Origin of the sequence: Flavobacterium sp. EDS (genome assembly GCF_020991525.1) — a bacterium.
Classification (GTDB): Bacteria; Bacteroidota; Bacteroidia; order Flavobacteriales; family Flavobacteriaceae; genus Flavobacterium.
The window spans coordinates 1-23,243 of sequence record NZ_JAJMOZ010000017.1 but is presented as its reverse complement, the minus strand read 5'-3'; the positions used below and the strand labels follow the sequence as shown (position 1 = coordinate 23,243).

The window sequence follows — 23,243 nt, the reverse complement described above, 5'->3', positions numbered from 1 at the left end:
TTTATAATAAATTCTGATATTCTTTTGGAGAAACTCCATATACATTAGTAAACTTTCTTGCCAAATAAGAGGCACTGGAGTAATTTAATTGATCTGAAACTTCTCCTACTGTATATTGCTTTGTTTCTATGAGTTCTTTTGCTTTTTTTAATTTACTATCATGAAAATATACTGCTGGAGACGACCCTAAAACTTTAGTAAATAGTAGTTTATACTTAGTTGGTGACATTAGTGCTTTGGCAGCCAAAAAATCAATACCAGGAAATGCTTCATTGATGTTTTTTTGTAAAAATTTCTTAGAAACGATTATTCTTTTTATGTCATCATTAACAACTTCACCAAGGATCGTTTTTTTTGTCTTTAACTGCTCTAAATAGTTATTTATTAATGCATAAGTAAGCGCTTTAAAACTCATCTCATAATAGGGGTTATCTGGTGCCATTTTTCTAAAATCATTTATTAAAACCTGACTTTGATAACTCATTCTGTCTACGTTGATAATTGTATTCTTTTTAGAGTCGAAAACAATATCTTCTTTAATTTTACAAACATTCTTTAAATACTCTCTAAAAATAGTTTTTTTTATAATGACATAAATACAATACAAATTAGTTTCTTTTTCAATGATATGATCTACATCTAATGCGCCATCTATCATCAAAAAATTATAGTCCAACTTTCCAAATCGTGTTGTTTTTTTATTCATAACAAGCTCAACATCTGAATTATACATAAAGAAAGATAAAACAACAAAACTCGTATCCGTATTATTCTTATGTTTTAACAATAACGTTTGTTTAAAACTTACATCAACCAGCATCGCTATAATTTCTTCTTCTATATTTAAAATTAAATGTGTTCCTTTATAGATATCATTATCCCCTCTTATAAAATTACCATCTACAACACCTCCCATAGCATTTGCTATAACTCCTACCCAATCGGGACTGCTGTCAAAATCTTGTTCTACTACTTTCATAAAAAATAATTATACCTTAGAGCCTGTTTAAAATTTATCTAATTATTTTTTGATGGATTATTTTTCGCTATATTTCGTTAAATTTATCAAAAACAAGTTAATTATTCTTTCAAAAATTTGCCTTATCTATCGCCAAATAATCTCATAAAAATTCTAACATTTAAACAGGCTCTAAATGTAAAAAAAAAACATTCTAATTTTTTATTCCTTCAAATTATAAATACACATCTTATTTGTTTAAAAATGCATTCTTTTTACCATTATAAGCTCGTTGGAATCAATTACTTCTCTAGCTATTACTCTCTTTTTTATTACAAAAACTGCACTGGATTCGCCAACAAGAAACAGGATGGTAACTTTTTTGAATCCTATTTCTTTAGCCCATGATTCAAAATCAGTGCCAGCAAAATTAAAAGTATCTCCAAATTCGATTAGTCTATTGAGGGAAATAGTTAAACCGAAAACATTTTTTTTACGTTATATTGTCAATAATAGCTTCTATAACAATAAAGCACCGCTTTTTGCTAGAGTATTACAGCTTTTTTAAATCAACATTTTTTATTTCAAGATTCGAATCCTGTAAAATCAATCCCATAGTTATACCAACTTCTTTAGGGAATTCTTCTATAAAAAAATCGATTGTACCTGTTTTTATCTTATCGTTTGATTCGTGTGCCCCTATGTTTTCAATAGCAAGTGGCTCTACTAATGGCAGAATCATATACAGTACATTCCTATGCAAATTGTATTTGACTGCCTGAACAGATAAAAGACCAGCTACTCCCCCATGCCACAAAGTGTTTTGTATGGAGAAAAATCAAACTGATTCGCTAAAGTAATAAAATTCTCAATACATCACCTAAACATAACATACATTGAAAAGATAAAGCTTCCTCAATTCTATTTTACGTAATCTATTTCTGATGTTGTCAAATAGTAAAAAGCTTAAATATCACAACAGCCAGTAGCACTTTGAAATTTCAAAATTCTTTTATATCATTTTCAAAATTCTAATTAAACAACTCCTAAAACAAAAAACAACTTACCTAACTGATAAACAATAAATTGCACAAAAAAAACATAAAAAAACAGCCTCTACAACTACACAAATAACAAGCAAACACACGAAGAATAACGCTTTTAAAAAACTAGGAATGAATTAAATAAATCATAATTTTTATATAATTTGTCTTTTATCAAGTCCTTTAGAAAAGTTAAAATCCCTATATTTACTTTTTAGCGCACAAAATTACGTTGAACAAATAGTCAATATCTATAACGTAAAGCCAATTAATTTTAAGCAGTCAAGATGGGAAAACATACCATAACAGAAGAAATAGTATCATTAAAAGACAATCCAATACCCAATAACCTAATAAAGAAAGCTGATTTATTACCTGATCCGCAATCTCAATTAGATTCTACAAGAAGGAAAGAAAGACCTATGATAGATTCTGGTATTCCGTATCGAAATTTAACAGATGCAGCTAGTAAAAAAGAAAGTATTGGGCAACTCATCAATAAACTAGATGTTGAAAATAATATTAGGTATCAAAGAACTCCAGAAGATACGTATTGTAATGTGTACTCATACGATTATTGCTATTACGGCAAAGTCTATCTTCCTACAGTTTGGTGGACAGGTGAGTTTTTAAAAAAAGTATTGCAAGGACAAGAAGTTGAAGCTGTTTTTGGACAAACTGTTGACCGCATTTACTCTAGTGCTATACATGATTGGTTCTTAGAATGGGGCGCTAGTTTTGGCTGGGAAAGAATGCATACTGTTGATGAAATTCAAAATAAAGTAAATACCAATGGCGGAATTGGAATAATTTGCGCCAAAAGAAGACAAAAAGGACTCTCTGGACATATTGTTCCCGTTGTTCCCGAAACAGATTTACATAAAGCCTATCGCGAGAATGGCATCGTAGTATATCCGCTCCAATCGCAAGCGGGGAAGGAAAACCATAACTACTTTTCTGAGGAGAGAAAAGATTGGTGGAATGATGAATTATACTCCTCTTATGTGCTTTATTACCATGAATAAATAAAAACAATCCCTTTGATTGTTTAAGAATTAAAATACTTACTGATTACCAACGTATTACATAGTTGCAAATCACATAAAAAAGAACTATATTTGCAACTTGGAAAAAACATGAATAGCCAAAATCAAAATTGAGCTATTCATCCGCTTAAATTATTGATATAAAAGCAATTAATGACAATCGTAATTTTATAACTTCATTATAAAATTTTACCTTTTTATCAATCTTTCAGTCGATACAAATGCAAGTTTCTGAGGACAAAATATAAATTTCTACAATTTTAAAAATTAAGATAAATCCGTTGGAGTGCAATTCGTGAAAACGCATTCAACACATAGAAACATAGTTCCAATAGCTATTGGGATAGAATTGATAATCAAAGGCAATTCAAGAAAAATATTTTTTCGCATAGCCTTATGCGCTTTATTCTAAGTAAAACGTCTTTTTTAGACTATGTTAAACTATCCTTCTATGTGTTAAAATTACACTGGATTGGGGTTATTTTTTTAAAATGGATGCATCTATTATGCTAATCCGTACAAATTGTTTTGTCCCTGTTTTAAGCAGATTAAGCTCGTATATCCAAATAAAAATAAAGGCTTTAAAAAATTTTAATTAATCACATAAAAGACAATTAGTATAAATGAAAAACACACCTACAAAAAAGTATTATTGGGGCATAGGATTAGAGAATGAAACCTACTTGCAATTTGCCGATCCCTTAATAGTCACTGGTGCGTTTATACAAGAAAAAATTGGCTTTGAGAGATATAGTATTGACTACAGAAAATGCTATAAACCAGATAGCTTGGCTCCTGTATTAGAAAAAGCTTTTGATGTAAATGAAAACTATCAAGTAAGCAGAATGATGAATAGTCATTCGCTAGAAAAACTAGATATCAACTTTCAGCACAAAACATTAGCCGAAGCAATTCCATTAGTTGATACCCCTACTGCTGAACCTGTACAGCCAATTGAAAATCCGGAATACCTTGGTAAATCAATCATGGAGCTTTTCCTTGAGGAGCAACCCTACAATATTCAGAGCATGATTACCCAAAGGAACAAAACAATGGGTTCTGTACATTTTGATGGAGATTCTATCGAGTTTGTAACCAAATATTTTGAAAACAGAACAGTAGTTGATTCCTGCAAAGAATTAAAAGCAACCAAAAAGTTATTCATTGATAAAATTAATGAATCGGCTGTACTAAAAGAAAAATTAGATTTCCCAGATTACAACAATGGCCTTAATATGTTTATGACCAATCAGGAAAATCTGGTTTTATTTAATACTGGAACCTATCATTTTCATATTACTTTACCAACATTAACTGAAGACAGCAGGATTATTGATTACAATAATTTTGAAAAAACACATGCTAATGCTATTTATCTCTTGCAATGGTTTGAGCCCTTCTTTATAGCAACTCTAGGAAGTCCCGACATTATGGGAGTGATCAGTGATACATATAATTTAGACAAAAATTTTACTCTAGGTTCTATGCGAAATGCCATGTCACGTTATATAGGCGTAGGAACGTATAACAAAGCCATGCCAAAAGGCAAAATTCTGACCTATAATGTAGATGATTTTAGAAAACTGCTGAAATTTGAAAAAGAAGAAAACGTTTGGTGGCGCGATCAGATTGAAGCAGATATGCAATATGAAATGCTTTCGGAACTAGGACTTGATTTTAATCAGGAAAAAATGTACCAAAGCGGTTTCGAATTCAGAAGCTTTGATGAGTTTCCAACGGAATACTTAAATGATGTGCTTCAATCAATTCTTTTAATTTGTGAGCATTCCTTAAACCTGCCTAATGTACAATGGGGGCACGATAGCATTGCTTGGAATAATCTTGTTGTAAAAACGCTAAAAACAGGTTATTTAGCTGAAATTAATGAAGCTGAAAAGAACGAAATTTTAGATTTACTACAGTTATTAAATCCTGCTGATAGTAATTACAATACACTGAAATCTGAATTTGACGCAATCGTAATGCTAGATGAATTTTTCTTTAAGATTTTAGAAGTTTTACATCACCTATACAAAGACAACAATGTTTGCCTGGATGCGATGTACGGACAAAAAACAAGCACTGCACCAAAATGGGATAACTTTAATAAATACCAAATAGAAAAGCATTTGCAAAAAATAACTTCAATAAAAATGGACTGCGAATTGGTTTAAAAATCCAAATTCCTGAAGGTTTTATTGATAAGCTGAGAGAATCTTTAAATAATTTCTATTTAAAATAAAAGACAAACTTGGGTTAGATTTTTTAATTAAAGTCTGATCCGAGTTTTTTTTTGAGTTTGTTTACATCAAGAGAATCAAAGTGTTATTTTTTTTTTAAAACTATTTATGTTTACTTCGCGATTCCAAATAATTGGATCAAAAATCCTAAACTTATTCTTATTTAATTATGTTTGCAAAGCTAATTTGTAAAAACTTCTATTGCGTTTTTTTCATGCTTTGAAGGATGATACGTTTTGTAAAAAAGTTAAACACAATATCATGAAGAAACTACAATTAATCCTATTTCTCGTATTTGCAAGCGCCATTTGTTTTGGACAAACCGTTGATAAAAAACAAAAAGAGGATGAAGAAGAAAAAGTTAGATTTACTACAGACACACTAAATAGTATTTATATCCCAATAGATTTAGAAGATAGTTTTAAACAAATAAACATATTTTGGGCTGACAGTACTAAAATTAAATTAAAACAACTATCTGAAGAATTTTTTTCTGCAAGATTACATATGGGATTTGGAATGTGGATGAGAAACAATTGGCAACTTTGGAGAGGCTCAAGACTTTCAAAATTTTTTAATGATAAAGGAATATACCACCCTGATGATATGTCTGGGATTATTTTGAACAGTTATTATCGATATTTAAACAACAAGGAAATAAATTTTGATGAACAAGTTCAATATTATAAAGACTATTGGGAGAAATCAAAAAAAGCGGATTTAGAGATAAAAGAAACAGAGTTTACTAAATATAAAATTTCGGATACAATTACATTCAATTACCGAAAAGGATTTGTCAGTGAAGCACAAGAAAAGAAATATGATGATGATGTTTGTATTGCTAAAGGAATTATCACAGAATTAAATCCTAAAGATTTTTTTATCAAAGTCAAAATTATTGAAACTTGTGACAAAAAAGGAATCATATATGATGATGGTGATGGTCATATAAGTTATAATCCGAAAACTAAAAAATGGATCGATCCAAAAAAGTACATTAAAAAAGGAAAACAAACCTGGTTTAGTTATGAAGATTGGGAACCAAAAGAATAAAATTATCATTTAAAGCTTTATAATGAAACAAATCCTTTACATCTCCTTTTTACTTCTTTGTTTTAAAGGTACGGCACAAACACTAAAAGACTGCTCCGCTTGCTCCACGCAAATCATCAAAGTCGAACAAATAAAAAATTTAAGTATTGACGAAATACGATTATTAACCAATGCCATTTTTGCGCGAAATGGATATCAATTTGAAAACTCAAGATTCCAAAATTATTTTGAGGAAAAATCCTGGTACAAATCAAAAAACGACAATAAAGCTGTTGTATTTAATGAAACCGAAAAACAAAATATCAGTTTTTTACAAGAAGCAACAAAATCACTAAAAGCAAAAAACAGTGAACTGATTAATCAGCTAAAATTATTCAAGGAATTTGTTTTAATCAACAAAACAAATGAGCTAAAATCAAAATTTGGTTTTTTCTATGAAAGTCAAACGGGAACTGATGAGCCGAAATCACTGAAAGAGGTGCTAAATAAAATCAATTTAGACAATATCAATTATTACAAAAGCAAAGGGCTGAATAGTGTGATGGAAGATAATGGCTTTGTTAAAATTGTTTACGAGCTTTCAATAGAAGGCGAAAGCATAAACATCTACTATAATTATACGGGACATTCAAAAATAATTGAGGGCTTTAATGAATTTACAGATTATCACTCAGAAAATGAATATATGTATAATTGGCAATTCGAATTTACAAACCGCAAACTCAAATTTATACGATTGGCCGTTGCAGGATAAAAAGCTAGTTTAAACAGAGGCTTTGTATTAGACGAATAAAACATATAAGAATTGTATTTTACAGAGTAGCTCTATTTTTTACAAGTATTTTAGTACCTTTAACTCCTACAGATTATAATTAATTTTGATATCATAACAACCGCTATGACACACACAAAAAAACACCAAGGTCGAAATATAAAACGTTTCCGTGAAATGCTAGGTATAAAGCAAGAGGCACTTGCATTTGAACTTGGAGAAGACTGGAACCAAAAAAAAATATCACTACTAGAACAAAAGGAAACTATAGAAATCAATATTTTAGAACAAGTAGCGCAAATACTCAGAATACCTGTAGAAGCTATCGAAAACTTTGATGAAGAGCAAGCTATTGTAAATATTCAAAACAATTATGAAGGCGCTAACACTGGTAATGGAACTTTAAACAACAATGCAAATTATGTAGATTGTGCATTCAATCCCATTGATAAAATAGTTCAGCTATATGACGAAAAAATAGTCCTTTATGAGCGTATGCTTAAAGAAAAAGACGAAATGATGTTGAGACTAGAAAAATTGATTCAAAACAAATAGATTGCTCGTTAGTGTGATTAATTTTAACGCATAGAAACATAGATTTTATGCGTAAAAAAAGAATACAAAAAAAAATACATTTCTTTCACATAGCTAGCTAAGTGTCTTTAAAATAAGTGAAACGTATTTTTTTGAGAATCCTGAAGCTTCGGTACTATACGGTAAATAATTTTTTACAACAGAAACAAACTGACTCCCTAATTGCCCTAAGAAATTAGATAATATATAAAAGCTTAACCATTGGTTAGGCTTTTTTTGTGGGCTGAAAAATGATAATTATTATAGAGGAATCGAAACTTATTCGTTTTTATTCGTTTTTATCTTACTATTTAAAAATAAGCGCTTCTTTTTTTACGTAAATTAGCTTTACTTAAATTATTAGAAAAAACATACTAACTATCTACCCCCTTTTTTATGAGAAAACACACAACCCTAAAAAATAGCATAGTACTTTCTCTACTATTTTTAACTATTCTGTCACCAGAAGTTTATCCTTGTACCAGAGTTGTCTATAAAGGTCCTCTAAACACTGTAATCACAGCTCGCTCCATGGACTGGAAAGATGAAATTGATGCTAATATTTGGATTTTCCCAAGAGGAATGCAAAGAGACGGAAACGTTGGTAAAAACTCCGTTAAGTGGACTTCTAAATACGGAAGCGTAATAACCAGTGCTTGGGACATTGCTACAACCGATGGAATCAATGAAAAGGGACTTGTTGCAAATGTCTTATGGCTAGCAGAAAGCCAATACCCAAAATTTAACCCTCAGAGCTCTTCTAAAGGGATTACTATCTCGGCTTGGGCTCAATATGTGCTGGATAACTTTGCCAACGTAAAAGAAACAGTAGATGAGTTAAGAAAAGAAGACTTTGTTATTGTATCTGATTATATACCTGGAACCACAAAATTCACCACCTTACATCTTTCTATCTCTGATGCCTCGGGTGATAATGCAATTTTTGAATATGTGGGTGGAAAGCTTGTAATACATCATGATGCCTCTTATACCGTAATGACTAATTCGCCTTTGTTTGAGGAACAATTGGCCATTAATAAATACTGGCAAAGCATTCCGGGAACTATTATGCTGCCAGGAACTAATCGTGCAGCCGACAGATATGCAAGAGCCTCTTTTTATATCAATGCAATTCCACAAACTTCAGATATCCGTACCTCTATTGCTAGTGTTTTTAGCGTTATCCGAAATTGCTCTGTTCCTTTCGGGATTTCTTCTGAAACTGAACCAAATATTTCTTCAACAAGATGGAGATCTGTGGCTGACCAAAAAAACCTCGTTTATTACTTTGAAACTGTTCAGACGCCTAATACTTTTTGGGTCGATTTAAAGAAAATTAATTTCAACAAAAATGCTCCAGTTAAAAGACTAAGCGTAAGCAAAAACGAAACTTATGCCGGAGAAACTTCTCAGAACTTTATTACTACAAAGCCATTTACTTTTATAGGAATATAAAATAACAAATTAAGAATACGTTTCCTATAACAAACTTGATACAAACAAAAAGCTTCTTTTCAATTCTAATAATTAAAAAGAAGCTTTTTTATACTATTCTAAATTATAAACAGTTGTATATAATTATTTTCGTTGCTCTATGTGTTAAATGTCATTTTTATAAATTGAATCCAACGGAGCTAACTTAAACTATTGCTGCCAAATTAAAAACATCGACAATTTGATCTTTTAATTCTATTAAAAATTTCATAGCGAAAGAAAATTTCATGTGAACCTGAATTATAATTAGCCAGCTTGGTTGTTTCTGCATCATACGAATATCCAACCATTAGACTTTCTGACACCTGAAATCCTACCATTCCACTTACAGCTGCACTCCATCTATAGGCAATTCCGACAGTGAATATTTCATCGTAGAAAAAATTTGCAGATAAATCCATTTGTAAAGGAGCTCCTCTAGAAACCTTTGCTAACATGGAAGGCTTGAATTTTAAGTTATAATCTAAATCGAAAACATAACCTGCCATTAAATAGTAGCTCATTCGTTCTTTGACTACAAAACTCGAAGCTGTATTATCCGCACTTTTGTCATAATAACTTGTCTCTAACATTTTAGGAATCGATAGTCCTATATATGACACATCTGAATACCAATATACCCCCGCTCCTATGTTTGGAGAAAATTTATTATCGATATTTTCTTGAAATCTTGCGTCTGAAGGATTATAGATATCAAGTTTTGTAAAATCTACATTAAGCAGATTTGCAGTTCCTTTTAATCCAAAGGCTAACTTATAAGTATCTGAAGTGTGTATCGTATAAGAGAAATCTGCCGAAATAGAGTTCTCTGACATTGGACCAATTTTATCATTGATGATCGATGCTCCCCATCCAACATTTGTCAATTCTATTGGTGCATTAATAGATACTGCATTTGTTACTGGCGCACCATCTAACCCAACCCACTGGTTTCTGTGTGTAGCAAAAATACTCATTGCCTCGCGTGAACCTGCATAGGCTGGATTAATCGTTGTGGTATTGTACATATATTGCGTAAACTGTGCTTCTCTTTGTGCAGAAGCTGCATTGTATATTAATAGAATTAGCAGTGTTAAGATTAATTTTGCGTTTTTCATGTGGTATAATAATTTATCGCGCAAGTAACACTTTTTAAACAACATAATACGGTTAAAAAATAGCACGACAAGCCTTTTTTTCAACATGTTTACAAAGCAAATAAACAACTGAAAACCAAATAAATAATGGGTGAGTTAGCGAAAACAAAGGAAACTCAAAGAGAAATTTTAACAAAATCATCTGAAGGTTTTCTTCCGAATTGCTGTAAATACTTGGAAGAAAAATAACTTAATGTACAAAAAGTCAATTCTTTTGAAACGTGTATTAATGAATCATAATCGCCGCTTTTAAGCAGTTTATTAGCGAGAACCAATTTCTCTCTCATAAAGAAATTATTGGGTGTACTCATAAACATTTTTTTGAATAGAGTGGTATATTTTGAAACAGACATATTTGCCATCTTGGCCAAAAGTATGATTCCAGGAAAATTTCCAGATAAATTATCTAATAGATATTCTTTAGTTAAATTTAAAAATTCAATTTCCCTTTCGGGTACATAATGAAGTTTTGGAGTCTGATTAGAATAACGATCTATAAAAATTCCCAGTAACCTAAGCGTTACTCCTCTTAAATAAACATCAAAGGCGGGATCCTGAAAGGATTTGTTTTTAATGGCATGCATAATAAGCATACTCTCACTATCAATAGTATCATAAAAGAAAACACTGTTTTTATTTTTTTTTGCTTTCCGTTTATCAAACTCTTTTTTTGCTCTGTTAATAACCGAAAAATTAAATAACTCTTTGCTAACTAACAATCGCATAGCAAAAACACGTTCGCCTATAACCGGTTGGAAAGTTTTATCTATAACATTATCAAAGACTCCTAGTGCAAAATCTGCTTTATATTCTATTTTTTTATCTCTTTCTTTACTATCAACCAAATTCATTCCATCAGTAAAATTATAATGGATTAGATACAAATCTTCATCAGATTTATATCTTCTTATTTTAATTGGTTTTTTAAATCTTAAATCCCATATTACAACAGATAACCCCGGAACAACTTCTGTATAATAAAAACTTCCATCGGCTAAACTCTTAGGCATGAGTAGCAATTTATCATCAATTAACTCCGCTCCAAACTGCTCAACAAGTTGTTTGGTTAATTTCTTTTGCCAATCAGCTGTTAAAGTATACGTATGGCTAAGTTCTATCATTATTAAAGTTGTTTAATGAAATTCTTTGGAGACATCCCAAAAGATTCTTTAAATTTTGTAATAAAATACGAACTACTAGAGAAATTTAACTCTTCAGAAACTTCACTTATTGTCAACTTTTTTTCTTCCAAAAGCTTTTTGGATTCAAGCAATTTATTGTTCATGAAAAAAAAGTTCGGAGTCATTCCTGTAATTCTTTTAAAGAGTTTTTTATATTTTGATACTGACATATTTACCTCATGTGCCAAGAAAGGAATACTAGGAAAAGTATTTTTTATATTTGCTATTAAGTAACCTTTTGATCTTATAATATTAGCCAAATCATTGTCATCGATAGTATCAATTACGACCTCATCAAAAATCATTTGCTCTACAAACTCTGCAATAAGATTTAGTACTGTTCCTCTCAAATGAAATTCGAATGATATTTCTTGTAGGTTTTTAGACCTCAAACTCATCAGAAGATTATAGCTTTTATTACTCATTCTGGTGAATCGAATTATCGAGTTTGTCTTAGAATTAAGGATACTATCTATATGGTTTTCAATTAAAGGATTATTTTTAAAATACCCCTTAATGGCCTCTTTTTTTATGAAAATGTAAAGCCCGTATGTTTTACTCCCAGATTTTATAATATAATCTGAACATAATGCACTATCAATAATAGCCATATTATAACTCCATCTTCCAATACGATTTACAATATCATCAGATAATAAGGCGGCTTGTCCGTCTGTAAGATCGTAATATATCCCTATAAAATCATCTGTCTTATTTTCTTGTCTTAAATGAATTTCTGAATTGTATACAACATCTAAATAAAGCGCTGAAATATCAGGATCACAATTTAAAAAATACCTGTTTCCTGTGTGAATATAATCTGGCACTAAAATAAAATTACCATCAATTTTTCCTTCTAACTCTTTTGCAAGTGGTTCAACCCAATCTAATTCTACTCCATAATGATGCGTAATTTTTTTCATTGTAATCTCTTTAAATCTTTCGCAAAACAAAGTACGTTTTGCATTAATACTCTTAAAAAAAAATATAATTAATGATGTAATCCTGTTATATTGTGTTCATGGAATAGACATCATTAAAAATCATGTGGGGGAGATTTTTAAACCAGGTTGCTTTATTTTTTATCCTTAAAACACTAGAAGCTTAAATGGAATAATACGTATAAAGACTATATAAAATAGGCTTAAAATCGTATTTATTTTAAAGTAAATATAAAAAAAAATATAGGAAAACAATATGAAAAGAACTTTAAAGCAAACAATATGGTTAATTTTTTATTTTTTGATATAATAAAAATTTAAACTGCTGAATCTTACTGCTTTCTTTAACATTATTTATATTACAATCTCAAAATAAATAATTTATGATATCAGATTAGAGGTGATTTTGTTTAAAATTCATCTTTTTAAATTGAAAATATCACTACTACAAGGAAGTATTATAGTATTCAATTTTTCCTCGATTTTCTTATGCATTTGGCCTAAATAAAAAAAGGGTAATCTTATAGACTACCCTTTGTATTATGCCACCATTATAATGTGGTTATTCTCCACTATTCATAAATGTCATTAAAAGTGTGTAAGCATTTTTAGTAACGATTTTTGATGATGAATTTATTAGATCAGACTTAATCTGGCGATACCCTTCATTAATCGTTCCAGGAACTACAGTAATCATTTTATAATTATTATTACCTGTATGGGCAAAAACAAAGAACTTTCCTTGCCATCTTACCACAGCATCTTCTGGTACTGTAAGTGCTTTTTCATTTTCAAATTCTGCTTCGGCATTTATAAAAAGCCCCGGAAGCAATGAACTATCATATTGCTTTATTTTACAAACAACCTCAGCTGCCCTATCACCATTAAGACTTTGATTTATATAAGCAATTTTTGCTGGATATTTCTTAGAGGGATTGCTATTGGTAAAAGCGGTTACTGCTTGTCCTACCGAAAGTAAGTGCACATCTTTCTCAAAAGCACTCATAACAAGTACTATATCACTTGTTTCCATTAATTCAAAGAGCATATCTGTAGGCGAAATATATTTTCCTACATTTACATTTACCTTTGAAACTAATCCGTTTATTGGTGAAAGTATAGTTACTGTTTTGCTAATATTAGATGCTGTAAGTGTTTTTACATTAATTCCTAGTAACGCTAATTTCTGCCCTAATGAAGCCATATTTATACGTTGCGTTTGCATTTCTGTAGCTGTTTGTTCGAACAATTTATCACTACTTGCCTTCTTTGCATTAAGTTCTTTTTGTCTGTTGTACTCACTTTGAGACAATTGAAACTTTTCTTTAGCTGTGAGGTAATCTTGCTGCAACTGTATGTATTGCATATCTTCTACTACTGCAAGCAATTGGCCTTTTTTAACGTTCATTCCGGCTATTAAATCGGTTTTTTTAATATATCCTCCTAGCGGAATACTTATGCTTACCACACTTTTGGGTGGCACTGTAACAGTTCCTTGAAGATTTAATATTCCTTTTACGTTTTTTTCTTGAGGATTCCCCACAACTAAACCCGCATTCTTTACTTGCTCATTAGTTAACTGAATACTACTTTCTTGCTTATTAGCTTCAATATTGTTTTGTGGTTCTTTTTTATCGCTCTTGCAGGATACTATAAATAACATCCCTAAAACTGTGGCTATATATGTTTTCATTATATTATAAATTATTAAGGGTTTGAAGGTTAACTATTGCTTTATTATAACTGTTAACCGCATCGAGATATTCATTTTTTATTGTTATTGCTTGGTTTACCACCATAACCCATTGCAGATAATCAATATCTCCATTTTCTAATTGGCTATTGGCTGCATCTATAATAATTGATGCATTTTTAAGTCCATCACTTTCATAATAATGCAAACTCTCTTTGTATTTTTCGACCTCGCTTAAAGCATTTGTAATGGCAGTTTTTATTTCAATTTTTGTTGCTTCTGTTATTGTTTGATAATTTTCATATTCTATTTTAGCTGCTTTATTTCGTGCCGATTGACTGGAATAAAACAACGGAATAGACAATCCCAGATTTACATAACTAAACCTATTATTGCGGTCATAATACACATCCTGTCCTGCATTATTGGTTTGCGTACCTATGATACTTAAATTATTATATCCCAATGTAATATCGGGTAACATCTTAGCCTGTTCGGTTTTCCATTTCCATTTTGCCGCAGTGGCCATATGATTTGAAAGCTTAACCTCTGGCAATTCAGTTATATTAGATTTATCATCTAACGAGATATTAAAATCATTCTTAATATTTCCTGAAGCTGGAATATGAGTTATACTATCCTGAAGAACAGCATTAAAAGATCGAATTGCAATATCGATATCTCTGTTTACCATTGTAAGCTGGTTGGTATAAAATTGTCTGGCAGATTGTGAAGCACTTTTTTCGAGCACATTTGTTTCTCCCGTCTTATAACGCAAATCCGACTTTTGTTCCATTAATCTATAAATAGAGTCTGCATATGTCAGCAATTCTTTTTTACTATTTAGCCAGATGTAAGAGTAAAAAAGATTCCTCACATTCGATTTAATTTGCTGTGTTGTTACTTGCGATTCTGCCTTAGCAACATTATAGTTTTCTGTTAGGTTTTTTTTCTGATTGCTATACACTGTCGGAAAAGCAAAAGTTTGACTAATTCCAAAACGGCTATCATTCAGTCGACTATTAAACTGACCATAATCGGCATCTAACGAAGTTTTCGGAATATCAAAAGCTGATTTCTGGAGTTGCTCTTTTGATTTTTCATTTAGATGAGCCGATTTTACTCTCTTATTATTCTGAATTGCAATAGATAAAGATTGCTCTAATGATGTTGGTAATTGTTGCGCCTGAACTGTAGCGGTAATAAATAAACCAACGAGTAACAATACTAATTTATCAATTTTATTTTTTTTCATTTTTTTCTTAAATACTTTGGTATGATAAGTCATTAAATAAATAGATGGCAGCACAAACAACGTAAGAAGCGTTGCCGTGATAAGTCCACCAATAACTACTGTTGCCAGCGGGCGCTGTACCTCTGCTCCTGCTCCATTACTTAATGCCATTGGCAGGAAACCTAAAGAAGCAACGGCAGCTGTCATCAATACGGGGCGTAACCTGTTTTTTGTTCCTGTAATGATAATTTGTACCGCATCGGTAATTTCGCCAAGCTTCTGTAATCGGTTAAACTCGGATATTAAAACAATTCCGTTTAGTACCGCTACTCCAAAGAGCGCAATAAATCCAACACCAGCAGATATACTAAATGGCATATCACGCAAGGCAAGTCCAAATACTCCTCCAATAGCCGACAAAGGAATTGCTGTAAAAATTATAATTCCTTCTTTTAAAGATCGGAATGCAAAATATAATAATGCTAAAATCATTAATAATGCTGCTGGAACGGCAACCCCCAGACGTGATTTTGCTTCTTGCAAGTTTTCGAATGTACCTCCGTAAGTAATATAGTAACCTGGATCAAATTTTATTTGGCTGCTTACCTTTTTCTGTAATTCTTCAACTATAGATTCTACATCACGGCCTCTGACATTAAACCCTACAATAATTCTTCTTTTGGCATCTTCTCGCTGTATTTGATTTGGGCCTTCTATTTCTTTTACTGATGCTACCTGATATAATGGAATTTGCATTCCTGTAGGAGTTGCTATCAATAAATTACGTACATCTGAGATATCTTTTCGACCACTATCTTCTACTCTAACCACCATGTCAAAGCGTTTCTCTCCTTCATAAATACTACCTGCTACTGCTCCGGCAAAAGCGGCGTTTACTGTTTTGTTTATATCAGAAACATAAATCCCGTATTTAGCCATTTCTGCCCAATCATAATCAATAACAATCTGGGGCATTCCGGTAACTTTTTCCACATAAAGATCTGTGGCTCCATCTACTGTTTTAGCAATGGCTCCTAATTTTTCTGCATATACGGCAAGCTTATCTAGGTCTTCTCCATAAATCTTGCAGACAACATCTTGTTTTGCTCCAGTCATTAATTCATTAAAACGCATTTGAACTGGAAATTGAAAACCTGTAGTAACTCCCGGAGCTACTTGCTTTACTGTTTCTGTCATTTTATCTGCCAACTCTGGAAACGAAGAAGCACTTGTCCATTCTGATTTGTCTTTTAAAACAATAATCATATCTCCTCCCTCAATAGGCATTGGATCTGTAGGAATCTCAGCACTTCCAATTCTTGAAACTACCTTTTCTACTTCTGGATATTTGCTTTTAAGGGCTACTGATATTTTTTGAATTGTTTCTGTGGTTGTCGAAAGGTTTGTTCCTAATAACAAACGTGTTTCTACTGCAAAATCTCCTTCTTCTAGCTGTGGAATAAACTCTCCTCCCATTCTTGAAAACACAAGCAATGCGATTCCAAATAAAACAAATGCAGAAATTACAATCCCTTTTCTTACTCTTAATGCCTTAGACAACCATTTTTCATAATAGAACTCTAGCCTTGCCATAATTCGATCTGAAAGATTTGGTTTATGGTTCATCTTCTTACTGATAAATAACGAACTAACCATTGGCACATAAGTAAGTGATAGTATAAATGCTCCTAGAATGGCAAAGGCAACTGTTTGTGCCATTGGTTTAAACATTTTACCCTCTATTCCTTCCAACGAAAGTATAGGAAGATATACTATAAGGATAATTATTTGTCCAAATACAGCCGCATTCATCATTCGCCCTGCCGATCCTGTGACTTCCTTATCCATATCTTCTTGCGAAAGCGTATCTATTCCTTTATACTTTTTGGTACTGTGTAAATGATGCAATATGGCTTCGACTATAATTACTGCTCCATCTACTATTAAACCAAAATCAAGTGCTCCAAGGCTCATAAGGTTACCACTTACTCCAAAAGTATTCATCATGATAATTGCAAACAGCATTGCCAAAGGAATAACTGATGCTACAATAAAGCCTGCTCTTAAATTTCCTAAAAACAATACCAATACCAGAACAACAATCAACGCTCCCTCAATAAGGTTTTTTTGAACGGTACCAATAGCATTATCTACCATTTTAGTACGATCTAAGAAAGGCTCTATTTTTAAACCTTCTGGCAAGATTTTCTCGATCTCGGCAACGCGTTTCTTTACATTTACAATAACATTGTTAGCATTTTCTCCTTTAAGCATCATCACTATTCCGCCTACAGATTCGCCTAGATCGTCTGTTGTTAATGCTCCGTATCGTATTGCCGAAGACATTTTTACATCAGCAATGTCCTTTATAAGAATTGGTGTTCCTGCCTGTGTATTCTTGACAATAATATTCTGAATATCATTTATATTCTTAGTAAGTCCTACGCTTCGGATATAAAGTACTGTTGGTCCTTTCTCAATATAAGCCCCCCCTGTATTTTCGTTATTGCTACTTAATGCTGTAAAAACTTCTTTTATTGTAAGGCTTTGAGCCTTTAATCGTGCTGGATTTACTGCAATTTCATATTGCTTTAATTTTCCTCCAAAAGTGGCTACATCGGCAATTCCTGGGGTTCCTAAAAGTTGTCTTCTAATGGTCCAGTCCTGAATTGTTCTTAAATCCTCTAGAGAATACTTGGCTTCATACCCCGGTTGTGGCTTTACAACATATTGGTATATCTCGCCCAGTCCTGTTGTAGCAGGCGCCATTTCGGGCGTACTAGCATTTTCGTCTATCTCTACTTTCTGTAAGCGCTCAGCAACTTGCTGGCGTGCCCAATACACATCGGTGTCATCATCAAAAACGATAGTCACTAACGATAGTCCAAAGCGGGAAATACTACGGCTTTCTTTCAGCTGCGGAATATTGCTTATTGCCTGTTCTATCGGAAAGGTTATAAGACGCTCAACATCTTCTGCTCCCAGAGATGGAGCTGTTGTAATAATTTGTACTTGATTGTTTGTGATGTCTGGAACGGCATCAATAGGTAAACGAGTCACTTCGTACACGCCATAAATAATCCATAGCAATGTAAAAACGCCAATTACCAGTTTATTCTTAACTGAAAATTGTATTATCTTATTAAGCATAACTTGATTTAATTTTAGAAATAATAATGCAATGGCTAAAACATATAAAATGTCTTAACCATAATAAAAATTTGAAAATTAAATTATGCTACAGGAGGCCTGAACACCGAAAATAAAGCGGGGTTAGCATGTAAATTGCAGGTATAAGGAATACTATTAGTCTCTGTTAGATTAATAGTAAAAGGAATATAAATAGCTTGTTTGTCTGTAGGTATAAATACAAGATGTAAGGAATAACCGCTTATATTTTTAAAAGGAAGTTGCATATCGCGATCACCATCATCATCGTCTAAATCATCACCCCAATAATGCATGGCTAAAAAATCAATAAAACTTACTTTATTTATTTCTTTGTGTTCTTTAAAATGCTGAAACAATACCGGCAATTTATAGAACTGCTGGAACATCCCAATATTAGAGGTTATTAAAAAAATGAATATGTAAATAATAATCTTTTTCACTTCAACAAATTTAACTTTTATCCCTAAATGATTCTTAACAATAGTAGCATTCAAACCATTTTTGTGATTACACAAACACAAACAATCTAAAATTTCATTTTTAATACCATAATTACAAAAAAAGCAACACCATTACCAACATATTAACAAATCACACATCATTATCTTTAACACATAGCAATATCTTTTTTTGTACTATTATAGAAAATGTTTCACGTATTTTAAATTAACATAGTCATTATATCAAAGAAATGAACTTCTGTTTTCAGTTCTTTTTATACATATAATTTATGTCTTTCCTCTTAAGTTAAGTGCGCTTAATAAATAGCAATTTCTTTGACAAAGTCATTAAAAGCATTTTTAATCCTCCAATAAAAACAGCAAAATAAAACATCAACATTGAACTTAACATTAAAAACATGCGATAATCATACAAATAATGTTAATTTAATACCAATATTGATTAATTTACAACTATTTTATTTTCATAACAAAACTAATTTTGTAATGCTTCGATAAAACATACTCATTGTCGATTAACCTACAATTTTATGCAATGAAAAAATTATACATCCTATTCTTGTTTGCTTTTTTTTCCTTCTCACTTTCTGCTCAAATACAAGTGCCTCAAACCAATAATACGCTAATGGGATGTAAACCAGCAATTATTCCTGCTCCCGTAGCTATTAAATCAAACCTGAATAGCAAAACAAAAGCCGTGGCAGCTACTGGTGTCACAGGCAGAGTTGAAAGCATTCATAGCGCTTTTGTAAACTGGCAAACAGGAGGATTTACAAGTTTTTCTATCGGCACAGGCTCAGTTCCCAATGGTCCAAATTCGCAAAATATTCGCTGGAGTCAAGGTTTAAACTCTCTGGATAAAACAACCTACGGATATAGTTATGAAGAATTACGTTTAACAGCTCTGGCCTTAGGAACAACATTTGCACAAGGACAAAACTTTTACTTTCACTTATTTAATGGCAGTACAGATACGGTGATTGGTCCATTAAATTTCACATGGGAAAATCTGGGTACAGCTGGCAACATAGTGAATGTTTCTGTTGAGACGCAATTTGGAATCAATGGACTAGGCGGTTTTGCCAATTGGCAAGCAAGCAATATGATGGATTTTTACAGCAAAGTGATTCCGATTATAACACAAGTATATGGCCCATCATCTCATTCTTATACAGTAAATGTCATTAATGATGGTAATGCTTCTGGTAGCAACACTTTTTACAACGGTCCTAACTGGATTTCTACTCAATATACAGCCGATGCTTATGGCAAGATGACTCAGCCACGTTTAATGATTCACGAACTTTTACATGCCTGGCGTGATAATGTGTGTTTGTCTTCCAACAATCTTTGGCATTACGAAAATACTTTAAGTGGATTCGAAGAAGGTATGGCAGAATGTGTAGCGCAAATTGTCATGGATAAATTTGTTGCAACTTACCCTAGCTACTTTCCCCTTAGCAGTGCTTATTTGAACAAACATTGGGGACATGAAGACGGATATGCCTTTGATTGGGATTATGATTTTCAGAATCATCCGCAACTCACCACTACCGATTTTTGGTCAAGTGATCAGGGTATTGGTGCACATTGGGAACGTTATGGTACTAGTGCAGCCGCTTTTTATAAAATGTATGTTGAAGATGTTGATGTTTTCAAAAAATTCAATGCCGAATATTACAAAAGAATGAATGCTGATCATACCCTGTTAACTTCTCGTGCCTTACTTGTGGATGTTTTTAAGACAGTCCTCCCTAAAGTTGAAGAGAAAGAAACAAGTTTGTGGATAGACAAACAACGAATTTTGGATTGCAAAGTAGTACCTGGAAAAAAAGTGCATATGCTCAGTTTTCAAGGCGCTGCTGGTGCGCGAGATATGTCTCACGACAATAGGATTCACTTGATTGAAACTCAAAACTTACCAGGAGGAAATGAATGGTCATGGGACAAGTTGGATGCTTCAGGAAACATAACTCAACGATGGTTTCATCAGCTTAATAATTTACCTGGAAAAATTAATATCGTAAATTATACCACAGGAACCATTAGTAATACTCTAAATTTCAGAAACAATGATTCAGGATTTTATGGACCGAATCAAGGCCCATGCTTACCTCCTTCTTTAACGGGTACCCCCTGTTTTCCAACAGGGATAGACGGTCATGGACTGTACACCTCTTCTGCGGATCCCGCCATCACAAATGGTGGAATAAATGATGGAAGCTGGTACAACGGATTGGGACTTAATGCAGACAGAATTATTTATAAAATACAAACAACTGGTTTATACATTTATAATATTGAATTTCAATCTGCAGGGGCTGTTAAAGGTAAATACTATCGGCTGCATGGTAACGGATTCATCAATAAAGACGGTTTGTATGCTGGTGTAAGAAATAATAGTGATTCTCCCGTTCTAGGCAAAATGTATGTAGAACAAAAAAATAAAGTAACTCCATTAACAGGTGAAGAAGCCGCTATTACTATAAATAATGGTACTCTTATCGCTTCTCGTTTATGGACCTCTATTCCTGAAACTCAAACTCAGTTTAAAGCAGGAAGAACAGATACACGCTATTCTAAACCTGGAAAAGTACACGCTATTTATGTCAATAATGATTGTTCAAAGCCTCAAAAAATTGACTTTAGAAATATCACATATGGTAGTACTGTTTCTGGAGTACAAATGTTCTTGTTTAATGTAGATGATTTTGATGATATTCTTTATACCGAGTCCATGCCTGATGTATTGTGTGAAGGATACCCAGCCGATTTTACAATAAAAAATAATTTCCCGGATTATTTGGATACCGACTCCAGAATTACCTACAAATGGATAAATCCTTTAGGAACGGTAGTTTCTACTTCAAAAAAATATACGATCTCTGCTGTTACGCCTGCAGATGCGGGTCTTTATACTTTAGAAATCAGTTCTTTCGACTGTTTAATTACAAGAACCAAAAATATGACAGTTACCCCAGCTGTTGTTCTTGATCCCGCTGTTGTTACCCCAGCTTCTTTTTGTGCAAATAAGACTATCAATCTAAGCGTAAATGGTACACTCCCATCTGGCACTACGTATTCATGGACAGGTCCAAATGGCTTTACTAGCGCAATTCAAAATCCAAACATTACAAACGCACAAGCCATAAACGCAGGCACTTATGAAGTGACCTGTACCAGTAAAGATTGTGATGGTGTTACAGATATAATCAAAAAAAAGCAGATAGAAGTTGTTGTAAATTCAATAATAAAGCCCAAAATTACCTGTGGCACTCAAACGCAAAGTACTATAACGTTTAATTGGGAAGCTGTTTCAGGTGCTACTGATTATTCTGTTTCTTATCAGGTGAATACGAACCCAGTACAAAACATTGGAACTATTGGTAACGTGTTAACCTATGATGTAACCTCATTACAGCCTTCAGATAATGTCTTGTTTTCTATAATTCCTATAGGAGCTTCTAATACTTGCTTTGAAGTCGAAAGCAAAACTTGTCAGACAAATACAGCGCCTATTTGTTCTATTCCAATAGCAAAAGCCATTAACACTGCAGTAATTACCTGTAGCAGCCCTTCTGTTACATTAGACGGTACTGGTTCGACAACCGGTGCAGGTATTGACTATAAATGGACTACTACCGATGGTACAATCCTTAGTGGAGCAACAACACTAAATCCAATTGTTAGCTCAGCAGGAACTTATAATTTAATGGTAACCAATACTGCTAATGGAGGTTGTAATTCACTTCCTGCAATAGTTACAGTCACAGGAGCCTATTCATTACTAACAGTTCCAACTTTAACCAGTCTTAACTCCATTTGTGCAGGGTCAGATGCTATTTTTACAATAACAGGAACAACGGGAGATCTTGTAAGCTATACTGGAGCTATTTCTGGAACTGCTGTAATAGGAACTACGGGCTCAGTAACGGTAACGATTCCATCACCAACCTCAAATACAACTTTGAATTTAACAAATAGTACAGATGGTATCTGTAGTCAAATTATAACTGGAGTAACTAAAACCATTACCATACAAAAAGCTCCTAATGCAGGAACTAACGGAGTTTTGAAATTGTGCTCAGGATCTGTCCCTACTCATGCGCAATTGTTTGCTCAACTTGGAGGAACACCCGATGCTGGTGGTACTTGGTCTACTATTGGGACTATTTATACCTATACTGTAAATGCAACAGCTCCATGTACCTTAACCGCCAAAGCTACTGTAACGCTAAACACACAAA

15 protein-coding genes are annotated in these 23,243 nt (G+C 32.6%); 7 read left to right on the top strand and 8 right to left on the bottom strand.

Annotation, left to right across the window (positions count from 1 at the left end; genetic code table 11):
* Nucleotide 1: 1 nt before the first annotated feature.
* Entirely contained in the window at nt 2-979 is a 978-nt protein-coding gene (locus LPB87_RS18225; protein WP_230728817.1) for an AraC family transcriptional regulator, read from the bottom strand.
* A gap of 532 nt (nt 980-1,511) precedes the next feature.
* Nucleotides 1,512-1,775 carry a hypothetical protein gene (locus tag LPB87_RS18220; protein WP_230728816.1) on the bottom strand — a complete coding sequence of 88 codons (264 nt, stop codon included), beginning with the start codon at nt 1,773-1,775 and terminating at the stop codon, nt 1,512-1,514.
* 513 nt (nt 1,776-2,288) lie between these two features.
* Between LPB87_RS18220 and LPB87_RS18215 the strand changes: the two genes are divergently transcribed.
* The 6 genes from LPB87_RS18215 (at nt 2,289) to LPB87_RS18190 (ending at nt 9,140) form a co-directional block, all read left to right on the top strand.
* Nucleotides 2,289-3,026 (top strand): hypothetical protein, encoded by a 738-nt coding sequence (locus LPB87_RS18215; protein WP_230728815.1) that lies wholly within the window; start codon nt 2,289-2,291, stop codon nt 3,024-3,026.
* 644 nt (nt 3,027-3,670) lie between these two features.
* A complete protein-coding gene (locus LPB87_RS18210; RefSeq protein WP_230728814.1) occupies nt 3,671-5,221 on the top strand; it encodes a hypothetical protein in 1,551 nt (516 codons plus the stop codon).
* 327 nt (nt 5,222-5,548) lie between these two features.
* Nucleotides 5,549-6,340: a DUF6794 domain-containing protein gene (locus LPB87_RS18205; RefSeq protein WP_230728813.1), complete on the top strand. Its 792-nt coding sequence runs from the start codon at nt 5,549-5,551 to the stop codon at nt 6,338-6,340.
* Between the two features lie 22 nt (nt 6,341-6,362).
* A complete protein-coding gene (locus LPB87_RS18200; RefSeq protein WP_230728812.1) occupies nt 6,363-7,094 on the top strand; it encodes a YARHG domain-containing protein in 732 nt (243 codons plus the stop codon).
* 144 nt (nt 7,095-7,238) lie between these two features.
* Entirely contained in the window at nt 7,239-7,667 is a 429-nt protein-coding gene (locus LPB87_RS18195; protein ID WP_230728811.1) for a helix-turn-helix transcriptional regulator, read from the top strand.
* A gap of 414 nt (nt 7,668-8,081) precedes the next feature.
* Nucleotides 8,082-9,140 carry a linear amide C-N hydrolase gene (locus tag LPB87_RS18190; protein ID WP_230728810.1) on the top strand — a complete coding sequence of 353 codons (1,059 nt, stop codon included), beginning with the start codon at nt 8,082-8,084 and terminating at the stop codon, nt 9,138-9,140.
* Between the two features lie 203 nt (nt 9,141-9,343).
* Here the strand turns inward: LPB87_RS18190 and LPB87_RS18185 are convergent, their stop codons facing one another.
* The 6 genes from LPB87_RS18185 to LPB87_RS18160 form a co-directional block, all read right to left on the bottom strand.
* Entirely contained in the window at nt 9,344-10,276 is a 933-nt protein-coding gene (locus LPB87_RS18185; protein WP_230728809.1) for a type IX secretion system membrane protein PorP/SprF, read from the bottom strand.
* 155 nt (nt 10,277-10,431) lie between these two features.
* On the bottom strand, nt 10,432-11,436 hold the full coding sequence (locus LPB87_RS18180; RefSeq protein WP_230728808.1) for an AraC family transcriptional regulator: 1,005 nt from the start codon (nt 11,434-11,436) through the stop codon (nt 10,432-10,434).
* A gap of 2 nt (nt 11,437-11,438) precedes the next feature.
* On the bottom strand, nt 11,439-12,419 hold the full coding sequence (locus tag LPB87_RS18175; RefSeq protein WP_230728807.1) for an AraC family transcriptional regulator: 981 nt from the start codon (nt 12,417-12,419) through the stop codon (nt 11,439-11,441).
* A gap of 580 nt (nt 12,420-12,999) precedes the next feature.
* Complete coding sequence (locus tag LPB87_RS18170; protein WP_230728806.1) at nt 13,000-14,130, bottom strand: efflux RND transporter periplasmic adaptor subunit; 1,131 nt, start codon at nt 14,128-14,130, stop codon at nt 13,000-13,002.
* A 4-nt stretch (nt 14,131-14,134) separates the two neighbouring features.
* Nucleotides 14,135-18,514, bottom strand: coding sequence for a CusA/CzcA family heavy metal efflux RND transporter (locus LPB87_RS18165; protein ID WP_230728805.1), 4,380 nt, complete (start codon nt 18,512-18,514; stop codon nt 14,135-14,137).
* Between the two features lie 83 nt (nt 18,515-18,597).
* On the bottom strand, nt 18,598-18,921 hold the full coding sequence (locus tag LPB87_RS18160; protein ID WP_230728804.1) for a hypothetical protein: 324 nt from the start codon (nt 18,919-18,921) through the stop codon (nt 18,598-18,600).
* Nucleotides 18,922-19,531: 610 nt separating this feature from the next.
* On the opposite strand from LPB87_RS18160, the gene LPB87_RS18155 reads away from it, so the two are divergent.
* On the top strand, nt 19,532-23,243 hold a 3,712-nt coding region (locus tag LPB87_RS18155), incomplete at its 3' end, for a hypothetical protein (RefSeq protein WP_230728803.1).